General features: G+C 70.4%; 17 protein-coding genes and 1 pseudogene. 9 read left to right on the plus strand and 9 right to left on the minus strand.

The window, feature by feature from the left end; all coding sequences use genetic code 11:
* Positions 1–5: 5 nt before the first annotated feature.
* From BJY18_RS00710 to BJY18_RS00720, 3 genes are read right to left on the minus strand one after another with little or no spacing between them, the layout of a single operon-like run.
* A complete protein-coding gene (locus BJY18_RS00710; protein WP_184776844.1) occupies positions 6–1,196 on the minus strand; it encodes a cytochrome P450 in 1,191 nt (396 codons plus the stop codon).
* Entirely contained in the window at positions 1,193–2,827 is a 1,635-nt protein-coding gene (locus BJY18_RS00715; protein ID WP_184776845.1) for a DHA2 family efflux MFS transporter permease subunit, read from the minus strand. The genes BJY18_RS00710 and BJY18_RS00715 overlap by 4 nt, the downstream gene beginning before the upstream one ends.
* Positions 2,824–3,417 carry a PadR family transcriptional regulator gene (locus tag BJY18_RS00720; protein ID WP_184776846.1) on the minus strand — a complete coding sequence of 198 codons (594 nt, stop codon included), beginning with the start codon at positions 3,415–3,417 and terminating at the stop codon, positions 2,824–2,826. The genes BJY18_RS00715 and BJY18_RS00720 overlap by 4 nt, the downstream gene beginning before the upstream one ends.
* Positions 3,418–3,625: 208 nt before the next feature.
* On the opposite strand from BJY18_RS00720, the gene BJY18_RS00725 reads away from it, so the two are divergent.
* The 8 genes and pseudogenes from BJY18_RS00725 (at position 3,626) to BJY18_RS00755 (ending at position 11,231) form a co-directional block, all read left to right on the plus strand.
* Entirely contained in the window at positions 3,626–4,882 is a 1,257-nt protein-coding gene (locus BJY18_RS00725) for a cytochrome P450 family protein (protein ID WP_312873687.1), read from the plus strand.
* Complete coding sequence (locus BJY18_RS00730) at positions 4,879–5,244, plus strand: VOC family protein (protein ID WP_184776847.1); 366 nt, start codon at positions 4,879–4,881, stop codon at positions 5,242–5,244. The genes BJY18_RS00725 and BJY18_RS00730 overlap by 4 nt, the downstream gene beginning before the upstream one ends.
* Positions 5,245–5,278: 34 nt before the next feature.
* Complete coding sequence (locus BJY18_RS00735) at positions 5,279–8,335, plus strand: non-ribosomal peptide synthetase (RefSeq protein WP_184776848.1); 3,057 nt, start codon at positions 5,279–5,281, stop codon at positions 8,333–8,335.
* 138 nt (positions 8,336–8,473) lie between these two features.
* Positions 8,474–8,794, plus strand: coding sequence for a transposase (locus tag BJY18_RS00740; protein ID WP_184776849.1), 321 nt, complete (start codon positions 8,474–8,476; stop codon positions 8,792–8,794).
* A 41-nt stretch (positions 8,795–8,835) separates the two neighbouring features.
* Positions 8,836–9,159 (plus strand): IS3 family transposase, encoded by a 324-nt coding sequence (locus tag BJY18_RS00745; protein ID WP_184776850.1) that lies wholly within the window; start codon positions 8,836–8,838, stop codon positions 9,157–9,159.
* 51 nt (positions 9,160–9,210) lie between these two features.
* Positions 9,211–9,441: pseudogene (locus BJY18_RS37925) on the plus strand (DDE-type integrase/transposase/recombinase); the annotation flags it as partial.
* A gap of 64 nt (positions 9,442–9,505) precedes the next feature.
* On the plus strand, positions 9,506–10,180 hold the full coding sequence (locus BJY18_RS00750) for a hypothetical protein (protein WP_246458725.1): 675 nt from the start codon (positions 9,506–9,508) through the stop codon (positions 10,178–10,180).
* A 46-nt stretch (positions 10,181–10,226) separates the two neighbouring features.
* The gene (locus tag BJY18_RS00755; RefSeq protein ID WP_312873688.1) at positions 10,227–11,231 is read left to right on the plus strand and encodes an SDR family NAD(P)-dependent oxidoreductase; all 1,005 of its coding nucleotides are present in this window, start codon (positions 10,227–10,229) and stop codon (positions 11,229–11,231) included.
* 79 nt (positions 11,232–11,310) lie between these two features.
* Here BJY18_RS00755 and BJY18_RS00760 read toward each other — a convergent pair whose 3' ends face one another.
* The gene (locus tag BJY18_RS00760) at positions 11,311–12,516 is read right to left on the minus strand and encodes a sigma-54-dependent transcriptional regulator family protein (protein WP_184776851.1); all 1,206 of its coding nucleotides are present in this window, start codon (positions 12,514–12,516) and stop codon (positions 11,311–11,313) included.
* Between the two features lie 163 nt (positions 12,517–12,679).
* Here BJY18_RS00760 and BJY18_RS00765 point away from each other — a divergent pair, with 163 nt between their 5' ends.
* Positions 12,680–14,497, plus strand: a complete 1,818-nt coding sequence (locus tag BJY18_RS00765) for a flavin-containing monooxygenase (protein ID WP_184776852.1) — start codon at positions 12,680–12,682, stop codon at positions 14,495–14,497.
* 44 nt (positions 14,498–14,541) lie between these two features.
* Here BJY18_RS00765 and BJY18_RS00770 read toward each other — a convergent pair whose 3' ends face one another.
* From BJY18_RS00770 to BJY18_RS00790, 5 genes are read right to left on the minus strand one after another with little or no spacing between them, the layout of a single operon-like run.
* The gene (locus tag BJY18_RS00770) at positions 14,542–15,327 is read right to left on the minus strand and encodes an enoyl-CoA hydratase/isomerase family protein (protein WP_184776853.1); all 786 of its coding nucleotides are present in this window, start codon (positions 15,325–15,327) and stop codon (positions 14,542–14,544) included.
* On the minus strand, positions 15,327–16,583 hold the full coding sequence (locus BJY18_RS00775) for a CaiB/BaiF CoA transferase family protein (protein ID WP_184776854.1): 1,257 nt from the start codon (positions 16,581–16,583) through the stop codon (positions 15,327–15,329). Before BJY18_RS00775 ends, BJY18_RS00770 begins: the two co-directional genes overlap by 1 nt.
* 31 nt (positions 16,584–16,614) lie before the next feature.
* Positions 16,615–18,762, minus strand: a complete 2,148-nt coding sequence (locus tag BJY18_RS00780) for a hydantoinase B/oxoprolinase family protein (protein ID WP_184776855.1) — start codon at positions 18,760–18,762, stop codon at positions 16,615–16,617.
* 25 nt (positions 18,763–18,787) lie between these two features.
* The gene (locus tag BJY18_RS00785) at positions 18,788–20,842 is read right to left on the minus strand and encodes a hydantoinase/oxoprolinase family protein (RefSeq protein WP_184776856.1); all 2,055 of its coding nucleotides are present in this window, start codon (positions 20,840–20,842) and stop codon (positions 18,788–18,790) included.
* A 46-nt stretch (positions 20,843–20,888) separates the two neighbouring features.
* Positions 20,889–21,842: a hydroxymethylglutaryl-CoA lyase gene (locus tag BJY18_RS00790; RefSeq protein WP_184776857.1), complete on the minus strand. Its 954-nt coding sequence runs from the start codon at positions 21,840–21,842 to the stop codon at positions 20,889–20,891.
* Positions 21,843–21,849 lie beyond the last annotated feature (7 nt).

Genomic DNA, 21,849 nt, shown 5'->3' on the forward strand with positions numbered 1-21,849 from the left:
GCAGGTCACCACCGCACCGGCAGTGCCTTGAGCCCGTTCACCAGCGGGGAGGACTTGACCGGCAGCTCGGCCTCCGGGATCGCCACCCGCAGTCCCGGCAACCGATCGAAGAGCACCGTCAACGCCACTTCGAGCTCGATGCGGGCCAGGTTCTGCCCGAGGCACTGGTGCACCCCGAACCCGAAGGCGACGTGCCTGCGGTGGCCGTCGCTCAGGTCGAGCCGGTCCGGATCGGGGTGCACGCGGTGGTCGCGGTTGGCGACCGCGGTGGAGAAGACCAGTGCGTCCCCGGCCCGGATCCGGACGTCGCCGACGTCGATGTCGGCGGTCGCCACCCGGTTGACGACTGTGTCGGTCACCGAGGTGTGCCGCACCAGCGCTTCCACCGCCGCCTCCGGCGCGGTGCGGAGCGCGGCCAGCCGCTCCGTGTCCCCGGCCAGCAGTGCGACGCCGAGCGCGATGCTGCCCGACAGCGTCTCGTGCCCGGCCCCGAGTAGCAGCACCGCCATGTTGACCAGCTGCGCCACGGTCATCCGGCCGGGCCCGACCTGGCCGGCCAGCAGGTAGCTGATCAGGTCAGGGCCGGGACCGCGGGTCTTGTCCGCGGCCAGCCCGGTGAGATAGCCGATCAGCTCCGTCGCGGCCCGCACCACCTCGGCCTGGTCCTCGGCGGTGATCATCGTGCGGGTGCGGTCCTGGAAGAACTCGTGGTCCGCATAGGGCACGCCGAGCAGTTCGCAGATCACCATCGACGGCAGCGGCAGGCAGTAGGCGGGCACGAGGTCCGCGGACCGGGACTCGCCGGCCATCCGGTCGACGAGTGTGCCCGCCAGCCGCTCCAACGCCGGGCGCATGGCCCGCACCCGCCGGATGGTGAACCAGGAGGTCACCATCCGGCGGAAGCGGTTGTGCTCCGGGTCGTCCATCCCGGCCAGCGTCCGCAGCGGCGTGCCCTCGGCGGGAGAGGGGAGCAGCGCGGGAAAGCCCGGCCTGGTCCGGTCCGCCGAGACCCGCAGGTCCACCAGCAGGTCACGGGTCTCGGCGAAACCCGTGACCAGCCAGCCCTGGTCACCGTTCGGCAAGGTGACCCGGGAGACGGGCCGGCGGGTGTGCAGCTCGCGATAGGCCGCCGGCGGCCCGTAGGGACAGGTCCTCGCCTGGGGCAGCTGCAGCAGCTCGTCCACGAGCTCGGTCATGCCCCGGACGCCAGCTGTTCCTCGGCCACCGGCGCGACCGGAGCCGGTGGCTGCCGGCGTTTGGCCAGCAGCCCGCAGACCGCGCCGAGCAGCACGGCGGTGATCGGGAGGACCATCGCGCCGTGCATGGCCGCGACGTAGCCGCCGGAGAACGCCTCGTTCGCCGCGGCCGCGATCTGCCGGGCGACAGCCGGGGTGGTCCCTGCCGGGACCGGCACCGCGGTGCCCGCCTGCAGGTCGGCGAGGTCGAGGCCGCTGCCGGTGGCGCGCCGCACCCCGTCGACGAATTTGGCGCGCACCTCGGGAGGCAGCGTTGCGGCCGCCGACTCGGCGCGCGTCACCAGGTTGCCGACCAGCTGGTTCTGCAGCAGTACCCCGAACCCGGCGGTGCCCAGCACCGCCCCGATCTGCCTGGTGGAGTTCAGCACCCCGGCCGCCGAGCCCGCCATCATGGGCTGCACGTCGTACATGGCCACCGTGGTCAGCGGCGCGAAGGTCGCGCCGAGTCCCAGGCCCATCACCACCATCGAGGGCAGCAATGTCCACACCGTACTGTCCACAGTGGAGGTCAAGGAGAAGGTCAGCAGGCCGAGGCCGAACAGCAGCATGCCGGTGACCAGGATCGGCTTGCCGCCCACCTTGTCACTGAGCCGGCCGGCGTACGGGCCGAGCACCACCGAGATCGCCGACATCGGCAGGCTGATCATCCCCGCGGCCAGCGCCGAGAAACCCAGCACCGACTGCGCGTAGAGCTGGAAGCCGATGGCCATGCTCATGATGCCGACCGAGAGCCCGACGGCGCCCGCGTTCATCAGGCTGAAGTTACGGTTGGTCAGCAGCGTGAACGGCACCATGGGCGCGCGTGTGCCGGGCCTGCGCTGGCTGAAGCCGAACGCGATCAGCAGCAGCACGCCGAGTACCAGCAGCAGCGGGATGCTCACGAACGACCAGACCGTTCCCCAGTTGTACTGCTGCCCTTCCTGCAGGCCGAAGGCCAGGCAGGACAGGCCGAGGATCACCAGCAGCGCGCCGGGCACGTCGAACCGTCCGGTCCGCGGCGGCTTGGCGCCCGCCGGGATGATCATCGGCGCGACCACGAGCACCAGGATCCCCAGTGGCACGTTGATGGTGAAGATCCAGCGCCAGTCGAGCGCGCCGACGAGCAAGCCGCCCAGCGGCGGCCCGGCGATGGTGGCGACCCCGGCCACCGCGCCCCACACGCCCAGTGCCGCGCCGCGCCGTTCGGGCGGGAACACGCTCATGATGATCGACATCGTCTGGGGGATCAGCATCGCGGCGCCGAGGCCCTGCACCGTGCGGGCCGCGATGAGCTGGCCGGGGTCCTGCGCCAGCGCGCAGAGCAGGGACGCCACCGTGAACACCGCGACGCCGCCCAGGTACATACCGCGTTTGCCGAACAGGTCGCCGAGCCTGCCGCCGGTGATCAGGAAGACGGCCAGCACCAGCACGTAGGAGTTGCTGACCCAGAGCACCTCGTTGTAGGAGGTGCCCAGCCGCTCGACGATGTTCGGAATCGCGACGCCGACGACGGTCGTGTCGAGCAGGGTCATGAAGAATCCGAGACACAGGGCCACCAGCACGGCCCAGGGATTCCCCCGCAGGTTACTCATCCGTCCGCTTTCCCCTCGGTTGGTTGTTCGCCGGGCTGCCAGTCCAGGCGGCCCGCGTGGATGTCCTCGACGATCGCGCGCGTCAGGTCAAGGTCGGCGCGCAGATGTGCTTGCAGGTGCCGGATTTCGACGATGTCGATGGCCGCGACTCCCCGCTTCACCAGCGCGTCGCTGCCGGTCGTCGCCGAGGCCAGTTCCGCCTCCAGCAGCACGGCCCGGTGCTCCAGCTGTGCGACCGCGTCCGCCTTGGGGAGCAGCGACATGAAAGCCAGTGCGGCGCAATAGGTCGGGTACTCCGGCTGCAGCGTGGCGAGCAGCTCTCGCAGCCGTTCGAGCGCGACCGCGCGCCCCTCGTCGGTGATCGCGTAGACCGTCCGCTCCGGGCGTTTACCCTCCCGGGTGGTCTCGACCATTTCGATCAGCGCGGCCTTGGTGAGCACGTCGAACGTGTGGTACAGCGCGCCGTGGGTGACCTTGATCAAGTGATCGAGTCCCTGCTCCCGCAGGCGCTGCCGGACTTCGTACGGATGCTGGGGCTGCTGGCTGAGCAGCCGCAGCACAGCCAGTCCGAGGATGGTGAGGGTTCGCATGATGCTTCTCCGATCAAGTCCGTTCAGTATAGTCCAAAAAGACTATTACGCCGAGGCGGGGCGCAGACGGCCTCGGTAAGGGCACGCTAGGGGTGCCTGGCGGTGGCCGCCCGCTGTTAGCGTCGAGCTGTTCCCTGGGGCTCTGAGCTGTGTAAACGCGCTGGAGGACGAGCACGCACCCGCAGGTTGAGGAAGGTGGTTCCTGACTGTGTCGGCACTCCCCGGGCGCCCCCCTGAACCGGCGCTGCAGCTGGACGACTCGCTGTCCCAGCGGCCGCACGAGCTGTACCGGAACCTGCACGCGTCGGGCGCCGGAGTGCGGCGCGTGATCATGCCGCCCGGCGCGGGGCCATGGAGCGGTCTGCCGGTGTGGCTGGTCACCGGTTACCGCGAGGCCCGCGCCGCGCTCGCCGACCCGCGGCTGAGCAACGACCTGCAGCGCACCGCCCGCTTCTTCGGCGGCGGCGCCGGACACAGCCGGGGAGCGTTCTCCGTTGCGCTGTCCCAAAACCTGCTGCACGCCGACCCGCCCGACCACACCCGGCTGCGCAAGCTGGTCAACAAGGCGTTCACCTCGCGCGCGGTGCAGCGGCTGGAACCCCGGATCGAACAGATCACCGCGGACCTGCTCGATCGCCTGGCCGGCGTCGGCGAGACCGACCTCCTGGTCACGTACGCTTCGCCGTTGCCGATCATCGTCATCTGCGAGCTGCTGGGCATTCCGGCCAGCGACGAGGACGCCATCCGGTCGTGGACGAAGGGCCTGGTCTCCGGCGCCTCACCCGCCGACATGGCCACCGCCTCGGAGGAGATCGGCGCTTACCTGACCGACCTGGTTGCGCGCAAGCGCGCGAACCCCGGCGGCGACCTGCTCTCCGAGCTCATCCGGGCCAACGAGGACGGCGACCAGCTCGCCGACGCGGAGCTGGTGCCGATCACCTTCGTGCTGCTCATCGCCGGGCACGAGACGACGATCAACCTGATCGGCAACGGCGTCTACGCCCTGCTGCGGGATCGTCCGCAGCTGGAGCGGCTCCGCGCCGACAGCTCCCTGCTCCCGCGGGCTGTCGACGAGCTGTTGCGGCACGAGAGTCCCAGCAGTCACGGCACTTTCCGGTCGACCACGGCGGATCTCCCGCTGGGCGACGTGGTGATCCCGGCGGACGAGCTGGTCCTCGTCTCGCTGATCGCGGCCAATCGCGACCCGGTCCGGTTCGAGCGGCCCGACGCGCTCGACTGGTCCCGGCCGCAGACCTCCAGTCTCGCCTTCGGGCACGGCATTCATCACTGCGTCGGCGCGCCGCTGGCCCGGATGGAAGGGCGCATCGCCCTCGGCCGGCTGCTGGAGCGCTTCCCCGATCTCGCGCTGGCGGTCGCCGAGGACGACCTGTCCTGGAACCGAAGCACGCTCATCCACGGACTCCGGTCGTTGCCGGTCCGCCTCACCGCAAAGGACACACAGTGATCACCAGGACGGCCTCCATCGGAGTACCGGTCACGGACCAGGAAGCGGCACTCGAGTTCTTCGTCGGCGTCCTGGGTTTCGAAAAGCGGGTGGACGTGCCCGCTGAGCGGGGCCGGTGGATCGAGGTCGCGCCACCGGGCGCGGAAACCGTGCTGACGCCCTACACCTGGCTGGACCACCATGACGACCAGGTCGGCGTCTTCACCCGCATCGTCCTGGAGTGCCAGGACCTGATCGCCCTGCACGCGGAGCTGGTGGCCAAGGGCGTCGAGTTCGAGCTGGCGCCGACCGAGTCGGCCGGCGGCCGGTTCGCCCACTTCAAGGATCCGTTCGGCAACCTGTACGTGCTGGCCGAGCTCTGAGAACCGCACCGACCACCGTGAAGGAACCCGTGTGATGCGATCGGCCACCCGCAAGGAAGAGGCTCTCTGGCTGCTCGAACGGCTGGTGCCGGGCACCGGGGTCAACAACCTGCACCTGGCCTTCCGGGTGGCCGGCGAGCTGGACCTCGCCCGGCTGGACCGGGTGCTGTCGGTGCTGGTGCGCCGGCACCCGGCGCTGCGCACCGTCTTCCGGGACGGCGAAACCGGGCTGTCGAAGGAAATCCTCGCGGACCTGCCGGTCGCCTTCGAAGAGCGGGAGTGCCCGGCAGACGAGGCGGACGCGCAGCTCGCGGCCTTCGTCGCCGCGCCGTTCGAGCTCGACGGCGGGGCCTTGCTGCGTGCGCTGCGGCTGCGGTGCGGGAACGAGGACGTGTGCTGCGTCGTCGTGCACCACCTGAACTTCGACACGGTGTCCGCGGGGGTGCTGCACGAGGAGTTCGTCGCGGTTTACGACGCTTTCACCGCCGGCGAAGCCGTGCCGGCGGAACTGGCGGGCACCGCGGTGACCCTCGACGAAGCTGAGCCGACACCGGCCGGCCTTGCCTTCTGGCGTGACCAGTTGCGCGACGTCCGGCCCGCCGAGCTGGAGCTGTCCTGCGGCCGGCCGGATGTGGCCGAACCGAACCTGGCGGGCTCCCAGGTGACGTGGTCGTTCGCCGCGGAGACCGTCGAGGTGGTGAGGGAGCTCCGGAAAGCGTTGCGGGTGCCCGAGGCCGTGGTGCTGCTCGCCGCCTACTACCTGCTGCTGCACGCGCATGGCGCCGGCCCCGACCTCGTCGTGGGCTCGCCGATGAACGTCCGGGGGCCGGAGACGGCCAGGGCGGTCGGCTACCACGTCAACGTGACGCCGCTGCGGTTGCGGGTCGACCCGGCGGAGGCTTTCCGCGGGCTGGTCCGGCGCACCAGGGACGTGTTCTTCGGCGCGCTCACCCACCTGGACGTCCCGGTGGACAACCTGCTCGCCGAGATCCCGCGGACGGGCTCATCCTGGCGGCACACCGTGTTCCGGCACGTGTTCAACTACGTCCCCGACACCGGCCGGCCGGCGTTCCGGCTGGGCGGCCTGCCCGCGGAGCCGTTCGCGGCTGAGGCCGGCTTCAGCAAGTTCGACCTGGAGTTCTTCCTGCTGCCGAGCGCGGACGGCATCCGGGTGCGCGCCGCGCACTACACCGAGGTGCTCCGCCAGGCGGACGTGCAGGCGTTCGTGCGGCGCTACGAAGCGCTGCTGGTGTCGCTGGCCGACGACCTCGATCGCCCGGTCGGTGACGTCCGGGTGTTCAGCGCCGAGGACGACGCGGTGCTCGGGAAAGCCAACCGCACCGGCAAACCGGTCCGGTGGCCGTCGGTTCCGGCGGCCGTCGCCGCGGCGGTCGAGGAGCGGCCGGAGGCGATCGCGGTCGAGGACGGCGACCGCAAGGTGACCTACCTGCAGTTGTGGGACACCGCGGCCGTGACCGGCGAGCGGCTGCGCGAGGCCGGCGTCGCGCCGGGTGAGGTCGTCGCGCTGATCGCGCCGCGGAGCGCGGAACTCGCCGCGGCCGCGCTCGGCGTCTGGCTGGCCGGCGCCACGTACCTGCCGCTCGATCCGGACCACCCCGAGCAGCGCATCGCTTACCAGCTGGCGGATTCCGGCGCCAAGGTCGCGCTGGCGGAGGTGCCGCTCCCGGCCGGGGCGGACTGCCGGGCGCTCGCGCTGGCGCCGATCGGCTCGGTCCCGTCCCGGCCGGCGGGCCCGCTTCCCGGCACCGGGGCGCCGGCCTACCTCATCTACACGTCCGGCTCCACCGGCCGTCCTAAAGGGACGGTCATCGGCCATCCGGCGCTGGCCAACCTGATCAGCCACTTCGCCGGCGAACTGGACCACCACGGCCAAGCCGGCACACTCTGGCTGACCACGTTCTCCTTCGACATCTCGGCACTCGAGCTGTTCCTGCCGCTGGCCACCGGCGGCAGGCTCGTCGTCGCGCCGGACGAGGCGCGCGTCGACGGCAGTGTCCTGAAAGGACTGATGGGCCGTCACGAAGTCTCGACCCTGCAGGCGACCCCGACCACCTGGCGCATGGTGATCGGCGACGTCTCTGGCGAGCTGGCGGGCCGGACTGTGCTGTGCGGCGGCGAACCGCTGCCCGCGACGCTGGCGCGGCAGCTGGTGGACACCGGGTGCGAGTTGTGGAACGTGTACGGCCCGACGGAGACGACGATCTGGTCCGCGGCGGGCCGGGTACACGCCGACGGGACCGGCCTGATCACCGCCGGCGGCCCGATCGGCAATACGACGGTGTTCCTGACCGGCCCGAGCGGCCAGGAACTGCCCGTCGGGGTGACCGGCGAGCTGTGCATCGCGGGCGCCGGGCTGGCCGCCGGCTATCACCAGCGGCCGGAGCTCACCGCCGCACGGTTCGCCGTGCACCCCCGGCACGGCCGCTACTACCGGACCGGTGACCTGGCCCGCTGGCTGGAGGACGGCACGCTGGAGCTGCTCGGCCGGGCCGACCGACAGGTCAAGCTGCGGGGCAACCGGATCGAGCTGGCCGAGGTCGAGTCGGTGCTGCTGGCCCACGACGAGGTCGCTGCGGCGGCGGTGGTCGTGGCAGGCGACCCGAGCGACGACGCCGTACTGGTCGCCTTCGTCGAGGCGACCGCAGAACCTGGCATGGTGGACCGGCTCTGGGCCCACGCGGGTGCCCAGCTGCCGAAGTCCGCGGTACCGCAGGAATTCGTGGTGGTGGATCGGATTCCGCTGACCGGCAACGACAAGGCGGACTACCCCGAACTGACCCGGCGCGCGGCGGCCCGCACCGTGCAGCACCCCACGACTACCGGCGAGGAGCTGAAGCTGGACCCGTTGACCGCGAGCGTGCTGGCACTGTTCCAAGAGTTACTGGACCGCGGCGACATCGGCCCGGCCACGAACTTCTTCCTGAGCGGTGGGCACTCACTGCTGGCCGCCAAGCTGGCGCAGCGAATCAAGCACCTGACCGGCGTCCGCGTCCGCCTTGCCGACATCTTCGCCCAACCGACCCCGACGACCTTGGCGGACTTCGTACTCGCTGCACAGAGCCAACCCTGACCGGACCGTCCGGCGCACCGCATGGTCAGAGGGTCGGCTGGCCCGGCTGGTAGTTCCAGGGCGTGTCTGACAATGCTTTGGTCCAGGTGATGCGTCCCGGGTTTTGTGCAGGCTCTGATCTCAGGGAGGATGCAGAGGATGCCGGCACCGAAGAGGTACAGCGACGAGCTGCGTGAGCGGGCGACGCGGATGGCGTTGGACGCGATCGCGGCCGAGGGTCAGCGGATGGCGGCGGTCCGTCGGGTCGCGGGCCAGTTGGACGTGCACCCGGAGGCCTTGCGGACGTGGGTCAAGCGCGCCGAGATCGACGCCGGCGCGGTGCCCGGTCGCACCAGCGACGATGCGGCGCGGATCGCCGAGCTGGAGCGCGAGGTGCGTGGGCTGCGGCGGGCAAACGAGATCTTGAAGACGGCTTCGGCGTTTTTCGCCGCTGCGGAGCTCGACCGCACAATCACGTAACTCCGGACGATTCCGCGCATTGGCGGGAGGTTCCGCTCGCGGTGGTCGTCGATTATGTCGACGGCCATCGCGAGCGGGTTGTTGAGGGGAAGAAGCTCGGGGTCGAGTCGATCTGCGCGGTCTTGAACGACGCGGGCGTGCAGATCGCCCCGAGAACGTATTGGGCAGCCAAGAAGCGTGCACCGTCGAAACGTGCTGCGCGGGACGCGGAACTGCTCACTGAGATTGAGCGCGTGTTCCGCGAGAATTACGGCGTCTACGGGGCGCGGAAAATTCATGCCCAGCTCAACCGAGAGGGAATCCGCGTGGCCCGCTGCACGGTCGAGCGGCTGATGCGCCAGAAGGGCCTGCAGGGACTACGGTGAGGCAAGCGGCCCAGGACCACCATCGCTGCAGCCTCGCCTTCGCCGGCGGACCTGGTCGACCGCCGCTTCACCGCCGATCGGCCGAACCAGCTCTGGGTCGCGGACATCACCTATATCCGGACGTTTTCGGGGTGGGTGTATGCCGCGTTCGTCATCGATGTTTTCTCCCGAATGGTCGTGGGCTGGCAGGTATCGACTTCCCTGCACACAAACCTCGCCCTCGACGCTCTGGAGATGGGAATCTGGGCGCGAAAACGAGCAGGTGGACGTGGACGGAGACACGATCGAGGACGTGGCGAAGGAGTGGTTGTCCCGGCAAGCGCTCGTCTGACGCGTCCGGCGGCCGGTGACCATCTGGGCGGACCTGCGCAGCATCCACGTCGCTCTCGCCGGCGAACTCATCCGGACCCGCCACTCGCGCCTGAGCGCCGAGGACCTGGACCACATGCGCCTGCGGGGACGCCCTGCCGGACCGGAACCCGCAGCCTCGGCCGCACCGCGCAGACCCGCCGTCGCCGCCGTAGCGATCGAGGTCGACCGGACCGTGGACCGCGACGGAAACATCACGCTGGCCGGCAACCGCCACCTCGTCGGCGTCCCCCTGTCCGGTCAACGCGTCACGGTCCGCCTCGACCGTCACCTGCTTCACGTCATCGCCGACGACCACGTGGTCAAGACCATGCCCGCGCCCGTCATGCCCGATGCCGTCGCCCGGCTCAACGGCTCACGCGCCGCAGCAGGCCCGCTGCCACCGCCGCCTCCAGGACCCGTGCGCGTCCTGCGCACCATCCCCGCCGACGGCATCACCCAAGTCGGCGGCCAACGTCTGCGCATCGGCCGGGCCCATGCCGGCAAGACCGTCGTGATCGTGCCCGAGGACGACGTGTTCCGGGTGCTGCACAACGACATCGAACTCAGCACCCACGTCCGCAAGACCGACAAGCCCATCACCCACCTGCGAGCAAGCAGCCGAACGAACCCCAACGCCAAGAAACTCCTGAACCCGTCAACCAAGCCCTGAACCCGTCAACGAACCCCCAGCGCCACCGCGGAAAGAATCTCCGGGAGTGAAGTACCGAGAGAAGGTGCAACGAGAGATTCCTGCGACTGCACAGATGCTTGCGCGCCCCGCCGCCCCGTCCGTCTCCGCGATCGATCACGGCGGTGTGGTACTTCACGCCGAAAGTGAAACTGAGTATCATAAGTGGAGCACAGTGCCACCTACAAGAGACGAGGTCGGAGTGACTGCCGAGAAGGTCATGATCATCACGGGATCGAGCGACGGCATCGGGGCGGCTGCCGCCCGGCGGCTCCAGGCGAACGGTCACCGGGTCGTCGTGGTCGGGCGATCCGAGGACAAGACCCGGGCGATGGGTCACGAACTCGGGGCGGACTACTATGTGGCCGACTTCAGCCGCCTCGAAGAAGTGCGCAGTCTCGCCGCCACGTTGTCGGCCGCGTACCCACGGATCGACGTACTGGCCAACAACGCCGGAGGTGTCTTCGGTGATCCCGCCAAGACTGTCGACGGTTTCGAGAAGACCTTCCAGATCAACCATCTCGCACCGTTCCTGCTCACCCGGCTGCTGCTCGACAGGCTGGTGAGTTCTCGCGCGACCGTGCTCCAGACCTCGAGCGTCGGCGCCCGGATGGCGGGGAAGCTCGACCTCGACGATCTCGATCACGATCGCCGGTTCAGCCCGGTCCGGGCCTACAGTGCGGCCAAGCTCGAGAACATCCTGTTCACCAAGGAGCTCCACCGTCGCTTTCACGGCGAGGGCGTCTCCGCGGTTGCCTTTCACCCGGGCTCGATCGCTTCCGGCTTCGGCACCCGTTCCGACAGCCGGCTGATGCGGTTCATCACCACCAACCCGATCTCTCGCGCGGTCGTCCTGGCGACACCCGACACGGGCGGCAGCCGGTTGGCCTGGTTCGCCGAGAGCCGGCCCGGTGTCGACTGGGAGCCGGGCAACTACTACGAGAAGCGCACGATCAAGCGCACGAACTCGCAAGCGTACGACGCCGATCTCGCGCGCCGCCTGTGGGATCGATCAGAACAGCTCGTGCGCTGACGCACGGTCACGGCGTTTCTTGCCGAACGCGTACCACCACTGGTTTCTCGAGCCGCATCCTCGGCTCGGGATCCGGCACTCAGCCGGACGACGGGTCCGCGTACTCTCCGAAGTGGACAGTGAGGAGCACTCCGGTGGCGAGGCGGTAGGGGCGGGTGTCGACCACGGCGCCGAGGAGTCTGCGCAGGCGGGAGATCTCGGCGCGGGCGGTGACGATGTGCTCGGCGTCGCCGAACAGCTTGCGGCTCAGTGCCTCCGCCGACAGTCCGGCCGGGCCCGCCTTGTCGAGCAGGGTCAGGATTTCCGCGTGCCGGCGGGTGATCGTGCGGCGCCAGCCGGTGTCGCCGGTCCGGACGCGCAGCAGGGGAGTGGCGCCCAGTTCCAGGTCGAGCGCCAGCACGCGGCTGTGGTCGGCCGGGCGGACGAGCCAGCCGTCGGCGAGGCGTTCGGGCAGGCAGGTGCCCAGACCGGGGACCGCGAGCGGCTGGCCTTCCCTCGGTGCGGCGATCCGGGTGCCGGCGGCGACCCCGGTGCTGTGTGCGATCCAGCCGTCGTCGTCGACGACGAGGGCGGCGCCGGTACCGCCGGTCAGCAGCGGTTCGGCGACGCGGCGCAACGCGTCGAGCCGCTGCCGGTGTACGCGCCAGATCTCGGCCTCGGCCAGCCGCCTGCCGGTTTCGACCAGCGCGCCGACCGCGGGGTGCAGGGCCAGCGCCGGACCACTCACGTCGATGATGCCGAGCAGCTCCCCGGTCCGCGGATCGTGGATCGGCGACGCACTGCAGTACCACGGGTGCTGGCCCTGCTCGAAGTGCTCACCGGCCAGCAGTTCGACGGGGGCGGCCTCGGCCAGTGCGGTGCCGATTGCGTTCGTCCCGACCTTCGACTCGGTCCACTCCGCCCCCTCGGCGAAACCGAGGGCGTCGGCGCGGCGGCGCACCGCGGAGGTGCCCGAGCGCCACAGGATCACCCCGTCGGCGTCGGTGACCACGAACAGCGTGTGCGCGGAATCCGAAGTCGCGCCGATGATCTGGCCCAGCCCGTCGACCACGTCGCGCAGCGGCGACCCGTGGCGACGGCGCACGATCTCCTCCTCGCCGAGGCATGCGCGCCGGTTCACTCCGTCGGCGGTGAGGCCGAGCCGCAGCATGCGCGACCAGGACTGCGACACCACCGCGCGCGGCCGCACCGGTGGCTGCCCGCCACCCAGCACCGCCTCGTGCATGCGGACCAGGTCACGCGCGTGGGTGGACAGGTTCCGGCCCGGCGGGACGGCGCTGCGCATCGCCTCACCTCCCGCACCGTCGCGTCAGCCGGACCAGCATAAATCGCGGGCCGGAACCCTGAGAAGGGCCCGGCTCGTGCAATTCGGTGCAACCTTTGCCGCCGGACGGGCCGCGGGCGTGTCATCGGAGCACCAGCCCGAACACCGTCGGTGAGGAGTTGCGATGACCCACACGCTGGATCCCGTGGAGCTGGAGCGCTCGCCCCAGGCCCGCGTCGACGCCTGGCTCGGCCGCTTCGAGGCGGCGCTCGCGGCACGTGACGTCCGGGCCGCGGCCGCGTTGTTCGCGCTCGACTGCTTCTGGCGGGACCTGGTCTCCTTCACCTGGAACCTCAAGACCGTCGAAGGCCGGGAGGGGGTCGCCGACCTGCTGACCACCTGCCTGGACGGCGTCGACCCGTCCGGCTTCCGCACCACCGAGCCGCCGGCGGAGGCCGGCGGGGTCGTCGAGGCGTGGATCGAGTTCGAAACGGCCGCCGGCCGTGGCAAGGGCCATCTGCGGCTCAAGGAGGAGGGTGCCTGGACCCTGCTGACAACCCTGCGTGAGCTGAAGGACTTCCCCGAACCGCGAGGCGACCTGCGGCCCCGGGGCGCGCGCCACGGTGCGGTCGAGGACCGCCGTTCCTGGGCCGACGAACGCGAGGCCGAGGAAGCCGAACTCGGCTACGAGCGCCAGCCCTACGTCGTGGTCATCGGTGGTGGGCAGGGCGGTATCGCGCTGGGTGCGCGGTTGCGCCAGCTCGGCGTGCCCGCGCTGGTCGTCGAGCGCAACGACCGGGCGGGCGACTCGTGGCGCAAGCGGTACAAGAGCCTGTGCCTGCACGATCCGGTCTGGTACGACCACCTGCCCTATCTGCCGTTCCCGGACAACTGGCCGGTGTTCGCGCCGAAGGACAAGATCGCGGACTGGCTGGAGATGTACACCCGCGTGATGGAGGTGCCGTACTGGACGCGCTCGGCGGTCACCTCCGCGACCTATGACGAGACCGCGCGGCAGTGGCGGGTGGTGGTGGACCGGGCCGGGGTGGAGGTCGTGCTCACGCCGCGGCACGTCGTGTTCGCCACCGGGATGTCGGGCAAGCCGAACCTGCCCTCGTTCCCCGGGATGGACGAGTTCGAGGGGGAGCAGCACCACTCCTCGCAGCACTCCGGACCGGAGGCGTACGAGGGCAGGAAGGCCGTGGTCGTCGGCTCGAACAACTCGGCGCACGACATCTGCGCCGCGCTGTGGGAGCACGGCGCGGACGTGACCATGGTGCAGCGCTCGTCCACGCACATCGTGCGCTCGGACTCCCTGATGGACCTCGGCCTCGGCGACCTCTACTCGGAGCGGGCCGTGCAGGGCGGGATGACCACGGAGAAGGCGGATCTGACGTTCGCCTCGCTGCCGTACCGGATCATGCACGAGTTCCAGATCCCGATCTACCGGCGGATCGCCGAACGCGACGCGGACTTCTACACACGGCTGGAGGAGGCCGGTTTCGAGCACGACTGGGGAGACGACGGCTCCGGGCTGTTCCTGAAGTACCTGCGCCGCGGTTCGGGGTACTACATCGACGTCGGTGCCGCGGAGCTGGTGGCCAGTGGGCGGATCAAGCTCGCGCACGGCCAGGTCGACCACCTGACCCGCACCGGGGTGGTCCTCGCCGACGGCACCGAACTGGACGCCGACCTGGTCGTCTACGCCACCGGCTACGGCTCGATGAACGGCTGGGTGGCCGACCTGTGCGGACAGGAGATGGCCGACCGCGTCGGCAAGTGCTGGGGTCTCGGCTCGGAGACCACGAAGGACCCCGGACCGTGGGAGGGCGAACAGCGCAACATGTGGAAACCCACCCAGCAGCCGGGTTTGTGGTTCCACGGCGGCAACCTGCACCAGTCCCGGCACTACTCGCTCTACCTCGCACTGCAGCTCAAGGCGCGCTACGAGGGCCTGCCGACGCCGGTGTACGGCACGCAGGAAGTCCACCACTTGTCCTGAGTGGACAGACGGTGGTGGCCTGCCGGGGCAGGCCACCACCGTGGTCAGCGCGCGCCGCGCCGGGACGGGAAGTCCGGTGGCCGGCGCTGCGCGAAGGCGGCCAGCCCCTCGCGTGCGTCCGGCGCGGTGAACGCCTGCTGCCCGTAGTGGGCTTCGCTGTGGAAAGCCTGCTCCTGCGGGAGATCGCCGAGCCGGAGGACGGCTTCCTTGATCGTGGCCAGCGCGGTGCCGCTCCTGGCCACCAGCCGGTGCGCGCGTTCCATCGCGGAGTCGAACAGCTGTGCCGCCGGGACGATCTCGTTGATCAGCCCGTACCGCAACGCCTGTGCCGCGGGGATCCGGTCTCCCTGCAGCATCAGCTCCATCGCCCACACGTACGGGATCTGCCGGGGCAGCCGGGTGAGCGTGCCGCCCGCGGGTACCACGCCGACGCCGCTCTCCGGCAGCCCGAACTCCGCGGTGTCGGCCGCGACGCGCAGATCCGTGGACAGCATGATCTCGAAACCGCCGCCGAGGCAGAGCCCGTTCACCGCGGCGATCACGGGTTTGAACAGCCGCGTGTGCTTCTGGTGCGCCGGGTCCCATTCGGAGATGTCGAACCGGCCCTCGGCGAGCGCGGGAATCGATTCGGTCAGGTCGGCTCCGACGCAGAACGCCCGCTCGCCCCGGCCGGTGAGCACCGCGACGGCGAGCGCGTCGTCGTCGCGGACCTCGGCGAAGGCCGCGCCGAGTTCTTCGTACATCGCCAGCGTCAGCGAGTTCAGCTTGTCCGGGCGATCGAACCGGATGACCGCCACCGCGCCGTCCCGCTCCAGCGTGATGCCGGCCATCAGACCGCCCCGCTCGCGCGGAGGTCGGCGAGCCCCTGCTCGTCGACGTCGGCCAGCGTCCGCAGCACCGTGGCGGTGTGCTCGCCGACCCGGGGCGCGAGCCCGCGCGGCCGCGCCGGGGTGGCGCCGAGCTTGATCGGGGAGCCGAACATCCGCAGTTCGCCGAACTCCGGGTACTCCACGTCCACGATCATGTCCCGTGCCGCGATCTGCGGATCCTCGACGACCTCGCCGATGTTCCGGACCGCGCTGAGCGGGACCGCGTCCCCGGCGATCTCCTCCAGCTCGGTCTTGGTCTTCTCCGCGAACCACTCGTGCAGGATCGGCCGGACCCGGCGTTCGTAGACCTCCGCGGTGAACCGCTTGGCCATGGTGTCGAGCTCCGGATCCTCCGCGAGTTCCGGGGTGCCGAACAGCTCGCAGGACAACCGCCAGAACTTGTCGGTGTACCCGCCGAAGAACACGAATCCGTCCTTGCACGGGTACAGCTCGTACGGTTTGACGAACGGATGCTCGTTGCCCAGCGGTCCGGGCACCTTGCCCTCGACGGTGTAGGACACCACGGCGTTCTCGGTCAGGCTCAGCACCGAGTCCTGCTGCGAGACGTCGACCAGCTGGCCTTCACCGGTCTTTTCCGCGTGGCGAAGGGCGGCGAGGGTGCCGATGACTGCGTACAGCGTGGCGGACAGATCGCCGATGATGGTGCCCACCCGGGCCGGTGGCCGGTCCGGGAAGCCGTTCATCGACCACAGCCCGCCGGTGGCCTGCGCGCTGTTGTCGTAGGCAGGCCGGCGCCGGTACGGGCCGGTCTGCCCGTACCCGGAGATGGCGGTGTACACCAGCCGCGGGTTCTCCCGCCGCAGGACGTCATAGCCGACGCCGAGCTTGTCCATCGTGCCGGGACGGAAGTTCTCCACCAGCACGTCGGCCCGCCGGGCCAGCTTCTTCAGCAGCTCCTTGCCCTCGCCGGTGGACAGGTCGATGGTCAGCCCGAGCTTGTTGCGGTTGAACTGCGCGAAGAACGCGCTGAACTCCGCTCCCTCTTCAGCACCGCCGTCACCGCCGAGCATCGGCGGGAAATCCCTGGCGTAGTCCGGGTCCCGGGGGTTCTCGATCTTGATCACCGTGGCCCCGAGGTCGGCCAGCTGCATCGAGCAGAACGGTCCGGCCACGACCCGCGTGATGTCCAGGACCACGATGCCGCGCAGCGAACCGCCGGGCAGCGCGCCCGCGAGCGCGTCTTCGTTGATGGTCATCTTCGCCTCTTGATCTCCTAGGTGCCGGTCGTCAGCTCGCCGCCGGGTCCACCCGGACGCCGGCTTCGAGCAGTGTGCCGCAGGCCGGGCTGTAGTACTCGTCGATCAGCACGCGCGCGCCTTCCTCACGGGGCCGGATCCGGACGCCGTGCTCGGCGAGCCGCTCCGCAGCGACGTGGGTGACCTTCCGTGCCTCGCCGCGCCAGTCGTCGCCGGTGCCCAGCCGAGCACCGCTCGCCGGGACGTACCATCCGTCGGCGTCCCGGCGGGGTGCGGAAGCCCCTGCCGCCACGGCATCGGAGACCTGCTGGATGGGCGTGCCGCCGACGCGCGCCGCACGCACCGCCGCGCGGGCCTGCCGGGTGGCGGTTTCGTCCACGCCGCCGTCCTCGGTGACGACCACGCCGTAGGTGTGCCGCGCGGTTTCGTCGGTGACGTAGTCGTCGCGCACGTCGGCGGCGACGAGTCGCGGGTCACGCAGCAGCGGGTCGCCGTATCCGCCGCCACCGGCGATCCACTCCACCAGCACGTCGCCGCGGCTGATGGTGACCGACTGCTGGTTGATCGCCAGCAGCTCCCGTTCGTCGGTGTGCACGGAATCCCGGGTGGGGACCTCGCCGGCGGAGAACAGGCGCGCGACGTCGGTCGCACGCCAGACCTCGTGGCCGCTGCCGCCGCCGGGCAGCCCGCCGCCGAAGCCGTCGGCGACGACCTGGGCGCTGGGAGCGAAGACTGTCTGCGTGACCTCCTGCGCACCGTGCAGGGTCCAGGCGAAGCGCAGTCCGAGACCGCCGCGGTGGGCCCCGTGCCCGGCGCTGTCGATGTTGAGCTGTTTCCACAGGTACAGCACCGGGTACAGCATCTCGTTCATCTCGACGTCCGGCAGCATGTTGTTGACCTGCGTCATCATCCCGGCGCAGTCCAGGCCGTCGCGTTCGGGCTGGGCACCGGCTCCCATCCCGCCGCCGTCCATGTTGAACAGCACGAAGTAGTCGCCCTCGTCGGTGGTGCCCGCGGAGATGCCGCCGGTCCACGAATCGCCCCACACGCCCTGGGTGCGCTCGCGTACCGCTTCGTCGGAGCTTCCGCGGCACGCCTGGTTCATGAGTTTCGTGATGACACGGCTGACGCGTGCCCCGGTCGTGAGGTGCCCGTTGCTGATCGGGGCCGGTGGACGCGGGTTCACGATCGATCCCGGTTCGGCGACGATGTCGAACGCGGTCATGACGCCCTCGTTGAACGGCACGTCCCACGCGAGGATCGGGACGACGGCGCTCGCGACACTCCCGACGAGCGCACCGTAGCTGCAGTTGACGAAGCCGTCGGTCTGCTCGCTGGAACCGGTGAAGTCGAAGGAGATCCCGTCCGCCCGCTTGGTCATCGAGCAGGCGATCCGGTAAAGCCCGTCGACGTGCCCGTTGTGCTCGGTCCACTCCTCGGCGGTGTAGGTGCCGTCCGGGATGCGGGCGATCCGGTCACGCACGACCTGCTCGGCCAGTTCGAACGACAGCCTGGTGTAGTCGCGGAAACGCGCGAGGCCGAACTCCTCCACGGTGCCGAGCAGCCGGCGGATCCCGGTGTTGTTGCTCGCCACGAGACTGCGCACGTCGTTCCAGAACAGCGCGGGCACCCGGACGTTGTTGAGCAGGATCCGGCGGACCCACTCCACCGGCTCACCCCGTTCGAAGACCTTCACCCCGGGCGGCAGCCGCAGCGCTTCGGCGTAGCAGTCGTGCGCACCGGGGGCGAACCCGCCGGGCGTCATGCCGCCGACGTCGACCAGGTGGGCCTGCGACTGCGCCCAGCCGATCAGCTCGTCGCCGTGGAAGATCGGCGAGATGACGTTGGTGTCCGGCGGATGGCTCGCGCCGGCGGTGTGCGGATCGTTGGAGATGAACGCGTCGCCGGGGGCGAGTGGTTCGCCCTCGATGGCCTTGACGAGGTTCTGCACGGCGACGCTGCCGGAGCCGATGTGGAACTGGACGTAGTCGGAGTAGGCGTAGATGCGCCCGGAGGGGTCGAACAGCGCGGTGTTGAAGTCCCCGGCCTCGGTGATCACCGGGGAACCGGAGGAGCGGATCATCGCGATGCCCATCTCCTCGACGATGGAGTCCAGGCGCATGCGGATGACTTCGAGGGTGACCGGGTCGTACCCCTCGGGCAGCTGGTGGGTGGTCATTCGGATTCTCCTTCGCGGCGAGGGATCAGCGGTCGGCGAGGCGCAGCAGGAAGTCGCCGGCGCCGGTCAGCTCGACGGTGGCCCCGGTCGGCACGTAGACGGTCGTGTCGGGCTCTTCCAGCAGGCAGGGACCCTCGGCCCGGCCGAGCGCGCCGAAGCCGCGGTGCACGTCGATTTCGGTGCGTTCGCCGGTGAGCGGCTCGATCACGCTGCGGCGGCTGAGTTCGTGCCGCTCGTCGCCGTCGCCGCCGGCTTCCACCGTCTGCGCCTCGCTGCGCCCGATCGCCCGGACCCGGGAGTTGACCAGCAGGATCTCCGCCTCGGTCCAGGCGGTGCCCGCGCCGAACTCCTCCTCGTAGTCGGCGACGAACCGGGCGCGCAGGGCGTCCTTGTCGCCCTCGCCGAACGTGCCGGCGGGCAGGCTCGTGGTGACCTCGAAGATCTGGCCGAGGAACTTCATGTCGGCTTCGCGGTGCAGTTCCCGGCGGTCCCCGGGGATTCCCTCGGCTTCGAACCAGGCGTGCGCCCGCTCTTCGAGGGTGGCGAACTCCTTGTCCAGCGCGGCGGCCGGCTGGTCCATCGTCCACGGGCTGGTCTGCACTGCGGAGAACACCGAATCGGCGTGCATCAGGCCGTAGGCCGAGAACACCGCGGCATTGCGCGGGATCACGACTTCGCGGACCCCGGCTTCGGCGGCGATGGCGGCCGCGAACAGCCCGCAGGCACCGCCGAAGCCGACCAGGGTGAACTCGCGCGGATCGTGCCCGCGGTTGACGGTGATCTTGCGCAGCGCGTTGGACATCTGCGAGGTCGCCAGCCGGTAGATGCCTTCCGCGGCCGCATCCTCGGTGAGGCCGAGCGGTTCGGCCACCTCCTTGCGCACGGCGTCCCGCGCCTGCTGCTCGTAAAGCGGCACCGTGCCGGCGAGGTAGTAGTCCGGGTTGATCAGCCCCAGCACGAGCGCGGCATCGGTCACCGCTGGCCGGGTGCCGCCCTTGCCATAGCAGGCCGGCCCGGGCACCGAACCCGCGCTGTGCGGGCCGACGCGCAGCAGGTTACGCCCGTCCACCCAGGCGAGGCTGCCGCCGCCGGCACCGATGGTCTCGATGTCCACCGCGGTCAGGCTGGTGGGCAGGCCGCCGATCTCGGCACGGGGCAGCAGGCGGAATTCCTCGTCCAGGATCGCCGCGGCGTCCAGGCTCGTCCCGCCCATGTCGGCGGTGAGCACCCGGCGGCGGCCGAGCTGCTTGCCCAGCAGCCGCGCGCCGGTGACCCCGCCGACCGGACCGGAGTTGAACATCGAGATCGGCGCCTTGCCGGTTTCCTCCACCGAAAGGAACCCGCCGTGCACCTGCATGATCTGCACCCGGGTCCGCAGGCCCTTGCCGCGCAGCCGTTCGGCGAGCTGCTCGAAGTGCGAGGCCACGATCGGCTTCACCGCCGCGTCCAGCGAGGTGGTGACCATGCGCTCGTACTCGCGGTAGACCGGGGTCAGGCTGCTGGAGAGGGTGTAGGGCAGGTCCGGATGGTGCTTGTCCAGGTAGTCGCCGATCGCTTTCTCGTGCGCGGCGTTGCGGAACGACCACAGCAGGCAGACCGCCAGCGTTTCCGCGCCGGTCGCCAGCACCGCGTCCACCGCGGTGCCGATGGCGTCCTCGGTGAGCGGCACGAGCACCTCGCCGTGCGCGTCGATCCGCTCGGCGACCTCGACGATCCGGCGCCGCTGCACGATGTCCGGCGGGGGAGCCATCCGGTGCGGGTCGCGCTCGTCGGTGCGGGCCGAGCGCGCGATCCGCAGCGTGTCGCGGAAGCCCTGGGTGGTCAGCAGCCCGACGGCCGCGTACTTCTGCTCGTCCACGGCGTTCGTGACGATGGTGTTGCCGAGGACGAACCGGTCCACCCGGGCGAAGAACTCGTCCTCGTCCAGGCCCGCGCGCTCCTGCAGCACCGCCAGCGCGTCGAGGATGCCGGTGGTCACGTCCTTGGTGGAGAACGCTTTGCCGCGGATCGCTCGTCCGTCGGCGATCGCCACCGCGTCGGTGAACGTGCCACCGACGTCGATGCCCACGTGAAGGGTCATGGTCGCTGTCTCCTTTGACTGCCTCGAGATGTGCTTGCGGACGGGTTCAGTGCCCGGCGGGGGAACCGGCGCCGGTCAGTGCCCGCACGCTGCGGGCGGTGACCGGGCGGCCGATCCGCTGCGCCAGCCAGGCGCTCGTCTCCGCGAGCTTGGCCAGATCGATTCCGGTGTGGATGCCGAGACCGTCGAGCTGCCACACCAGGTCCTCGGTGGCGAGGTTGCCCGTCGCGCTCTTCGCGTACGGACAGCCGCCGAGCCCGCCGGCCGACGCGTCGACGGTCGTCACGCCGTTCTGCAACGCGGCCAGTGTGTTGGCGAGGCCCTGTCCGTAGGTGTCGTGGAAATGTACCGCTATCTGTCCGATGTGGACGCCGGCCGCGGTCAGCGCGCGCAGCAACGCCACGACCCGGCCGGGGGTCGCCACGCCGATCGTGTCGCCGAGGCTCAGCTCGGTGCAGCCGAGCCGGAGCAACCGCGTGGCGACCGCGACGACCTGGGTGATCGGCACCTCGCCCTGCCACGGATCGCCCCAGCACATCGACAGGTACCCGCGGACCGGCAGCCCGGCCTCGCGGGCGCGGGCGACCACCGGGGCGAACATCTCCAGCGACTCGTCGACGGTCCGGTTGAGGTTGGCCTTGGCGAAGGTCTCGGTGGCCGAGGCGAACACGGCGATGTCGGTGACGCCGAGGTCGAGCGCCCGCTCCAGGCCGCGCCGGTTGGGCACCAGCACCGGGTACCGCACCCCCGGCCGCCGCCGGATCCGGCCGAGCACTTCCTCCGCGTCCGCCAGCTGCGGTACCCACTTCGGGTGCACCAGGCTCGTCGTCTCGATCACCGTGTGGCCCGCGTCGGCGAGTCGTTCCACCAGCTCGGCCTTGACCTCGGCCGGGACGAGGAGCTGCTCGTTCTGCAGCCCGTCCCGCGGTCCGACCTCGCAGATCGTGACCGCGCCGGGCAGCCCCGGCAGCGCGTCGACGCCGTAGGGTGCGCTCGTCATCGCGCCC

It is taken from the genome of Amycolatopsis jiangsuensis, assembly GCF_014204865.1.
Taxonomy (GTDB): Bacteria; Actinomycetota; Actinomycetes; order Mycobacteriales; family Pseudonocardiaceae; genus Amycolatopsis; species Amycolatopsis jiangsuensis.

Excerpts from the sequence above, each read along its gene's own strand:
- BJY18_RS00710 (WP_184776844.1), bottom strand. The coding sequence starts at position 1,196 with ATGACCGAGCTCGTGGACGAGCTGCTGCAGCTGCCCCAGGCGAGGACC.
- BJY18_RS00715 (WP_184776845.1), bottom strand. The coding sequence starts at position 2,827 with ATGAGTAACCTGCGGGGGAATCCCTGGGCCGTGCTGGTGGCCCTGTGT.
- BJY18_RS00720 (WP_184776846.1), bottom strand. The coding sequence starts at position 3,417 with ATGCGAACCCTCACCATCCTCGGACTGGCTGTGCTGCGGCTGCTCAGC.
- BJY18_RS00735 (WP_184776848.1), top strand. The coding sequence starts at position 5,279 with ATGCGATCGGCCACCCGCAAGGAAGAGGCTCTCTGGCTGCTCGAACGG.
- BJY18_RS00740 (WP_184776849.1), top strand. The coding sequence starts at position 8,474 with ATGCCGGCACCGAAGAGGTACAGCGACGAGCTGCGTGAGCGGGCGACG.
- BJY18_RS00760 (WP_184776851.1), bottom strand. The coding sequence starts at position 12,516 with ATGCGCAGCGCCGTCCCGCCGGGCCGGAACCTGTCCACCCACGCGCGT.
- BJY18_RS00765 (WP_184776852.1), top strand. The coding sequence starts at position 12,680 with ATGACCCACACGCTGGATCCCGTGGAGCTGGAGCGCTCGCCCCAGGCC.
- BJY18_RS00770 (WP_184776853.1), bottom strand. The coding sequence starts at position 15,327 with ATGGCCGGCATCACGCTGGAGCGGGACGGCGCGGTGGCGGTCATCCGG.
- BJY18_RS00775 (WP_184776854.1), bottom strand. The coding sequence starts at position 16,583 with ATGACCATCAACGAAGACGCGCTCGCGGGCGCGCTGCCCGGCGGTTCG.
- BJY18_RS00780 (WP_184776855.1), bottom strand. The coding sequence starts at position 18,762 with ATGACCACCCACCAGCTGCCCGAGGGGTACGACCCGGTCACCCTCGAA.
- BJY18_RS00785 (WP_184776856.1), bottom strand. The coding sequence starts at position 20,842 with ATGACCCTTCACGTGGGCATCGACGTCGGTGGCACGTTCACCGACGCG.
- BJY18_RS00790 (WP_184776857.1), bottom strand. The coding sequence starts at position 21,842 with ATGACGAGCGCACCCTACGGCGTCGACGCGCTGCCGGGGCTGCCCGGC.